This is a genomic window from Petrotoga sp. Shatin.DS.tank11.9.2.9.3 (assembly GCF_003665005.1).
GTDB classification, from domain to species: Bacteria; Thermotogota; Thermotogae; order Petrotogales; family Petrotogaceae; genus Petrotoga; species Petrotoga mobilis.
The window spans coordinates 1-2,675 of sequence record NZ_JGVT01000002.1 but is presented as its reverse complement, the minus strand read 5'-3'; the positions used below and the strand labels follow the sequence as shown (position 1 = coordinate 2,675).

General features: G+C 33.9%; 2 CRISPR repeat arrays.

Features of this window, described 5'->3' with window-relative positions:
• Nucleotides 1–1,014 precede the first annotated feature (1,014 nt).
• A CRISPR array of direct repeats spans nt 1,015–1,450; the repeat unit is 30 nt; unit sequence GTTTTTATTCCTTAAAGGTAGGATAGATAC.
• Nucleotides 1,451–2,245: 795 nt separating this feature from the next.
• Nucleotides 2,246–2,675: direct repeats of the CRISPR family, unit length 30 nt; unit sequence GTTTTTATTCCTTAAAGGTAGGATATACAC.

Below are 2,675 nucleotides of genomic sequence, written 5' to 3'. Positions count from 1 at the left end.
ATAAAAAAGCGTTTTGCACAAAACGGCAAAACTTATTCCTTAAAGGTAGGATAGACACCTCCCAATATTATACTGAAGTTACTGAAAACAAAGAAAGTTTTTATTCCTTAAAGGTAGGATAGACACATTCGATGAGACTTTCTATGACATCATAGATGAATGTTTTTATTCCTTAAAGGTAGGATAGACACCAATCAGCTTCCGAATGGAAAGATGCTGAAGAGAGAGAGTGTTTATTCCTTAAAGGTAGAATAGACACCCATCGGGAAGGGCGACATACTTTATGTTGCCCAAGTTTTTATTCCTTAAAGGTAGAATAGACACCCCAGAACCACTAAGAAGAACGGTTCCAAGATCTGGATTGTTTTTATTCCTTAAAGGTAGAATAGACACGGTGGAGTTTGGCAGTACGTTGGAGATCCTTCTATTCTGTTTTTATTCCTTAAAGGTAGGATAAGACACAAACGTCATTTTCTTCGCAAATGAGAATTTGGAAATTGATTCTAAGGCATTGCAAAGAAGCCCTTTTGCACAGGGCAGCAAAAATAGTGTATCATAAAAAATTACATTTGTCAAGCAAAACTTTGAGGAATTGTTAAAAATCAATTAAAAGGCTTATGAAACGAGCCTTGTGACTTTTAACACTTGTCTGTCGATCCGCTGGGTTTTTTACTCTATTGGAGGTCGACTGACGTTTTTTTATATTATTTTTTGATATAGGTTAAATAGATGAAAGTTAGTTTATTAGAAGTTAATCTAGGCGGCTTTTTTGTTTAACTTGAGGTTGTACGTCGTTTGCGTGAAACGTCGTTTGCGGGGCAAACGAGAATAAGGGAAGAACTTTTAGAACATTACAAATAAAACAATTTGCAAGAGACAACAAAAAACGTTTTGCATAAAGCAGCAAAAGCATTCCTTAGAGGTAGGCTAAGACACAGACGTCATTTGCTTCGCAAATGAGGATTGGAAACTTACTCAAAAGCATTACGAAAACCTTTTTTGCATAAAGCAGCAAAACTTATTCCTTAAAGGTAAAATAGACACATATCATTGAAAGTTGTCAGTATGACCCCTATAAAAGGGTTTTTATTCCTTAAAGGTAGGATAGACACAGAAGAAAGAAAAGAACAATAGAACTGTATAATGATTATGGTTTTTATTCCTTAAAGGTAGGATAGACACGAGAAATTATACATGAGTTGGACGAAAATAAAGATCTGTTTTTATTCCTTAAAGGTAGGATAGATACCAATGAAATTGCAAGAAATCTTCGAATTTTATCAAAAGTTTTTATTCCTTAAAGGTAGGATAGATACCTAAATTAGAATCTAAGTCTAATCCAGAGCCTAAGGGTTTTTATTCCTTAAAGGTAGGATAGATACGGAAACAATTCTTCAAAAGAAAAAAGAAAGGTTTGAATGTTTTTATTCCTTAAAGGTAGGATAGATACCCATAGGTTCACGATAAAAAGTGTATCATAAAAAATTACATTTGTCAAGCAAAACTTTGAGAAATTGTTAAAAATCAAATCAAAGGTTTATGGAACGAGCCTTGTGACTTTTAGCACTTGTCTGTCGATCCCCTGGGTTTTTTACCTTATTGGAGGTCGACAGACATTTTTTTATATCATTTTCTGTTTTAGGTTAAATAGATAAATATTAGTTTATTGGAAGTTAATCTAGGCGGCTTTTATGTTTAACTTGAGGTTGATCGTCGTTTGCGTGAGACGTCGTTTGCGAAGCAAAAAAGAATAAGGGAAGAGTTTTTAGAGCATTACGAAAAAAACGTTTTGCAAGAAACAGCAAAAATTATTCCTTAAAGGTAGGCTAAGACACAAACGTCATTTGCTACGCAAATGAGAATTTGGAAGTTTTTTCAGAAGCATTACGAAAAGTCTTTTTGCACAGATCAGCAAAACTTATTCCTTAAAGGTAGGCTTAGATACAAGCGTCATTTGCGAAGCAAACGAGGATAGGAAAAAGTTTCTAAAGCATTATGAAAAAATCTTTTTGCACAGATCAGCAAAACTTATTCCTTAAAGGTAGGCTAATACACACGCGTCATTTGCGGGGCAAACGAGGATTTGGAAATTATTTCTGAAGCATTTTGAAAAGGTGTTTTGCAGAGATCAGCAAAATTTATTCCTTAAAGGTAGGCTAATACACACACGTCGTTTGCAGGGCAAACAAGGATTTGGAAATTATTTCTAAAACATTATGAAAAAAACCTTTTTGCATAAGGCGGCAAAATTATTCCTTAAAGGTAGGATAGACACTCAGGTTGCCGAGATTACCGTTTATTTTCTTATTTATATGTTTTTATTCCTTAAAGGTAGGATAGACACTTTGCTGAAAAAAATGTGCCAAATGTTGAGCCGATGTTTTTATTCCTTAAAGGTAGGATATACACGGTAAGAAAAATGGAAAATGAAGAATGGATGGAACTGTGTTTTTATTCCTTAAAGGTAGGATATACACGAAGACATTCCAGGAAAATATAAAAATTACAAGGTAGGTTTTTATTCCTTAAAGGTAGGATATACACACCGCTTGGAACGGAAATTATATATTTCTGGAGGAAGTTTTTATTCCTTAAAGGTAGGATATACACTATTTCGGAGGAAGTGAAATGTTTTCTAATTGGATGTTTTTATTCCTTAAAGGTAGGATATACAC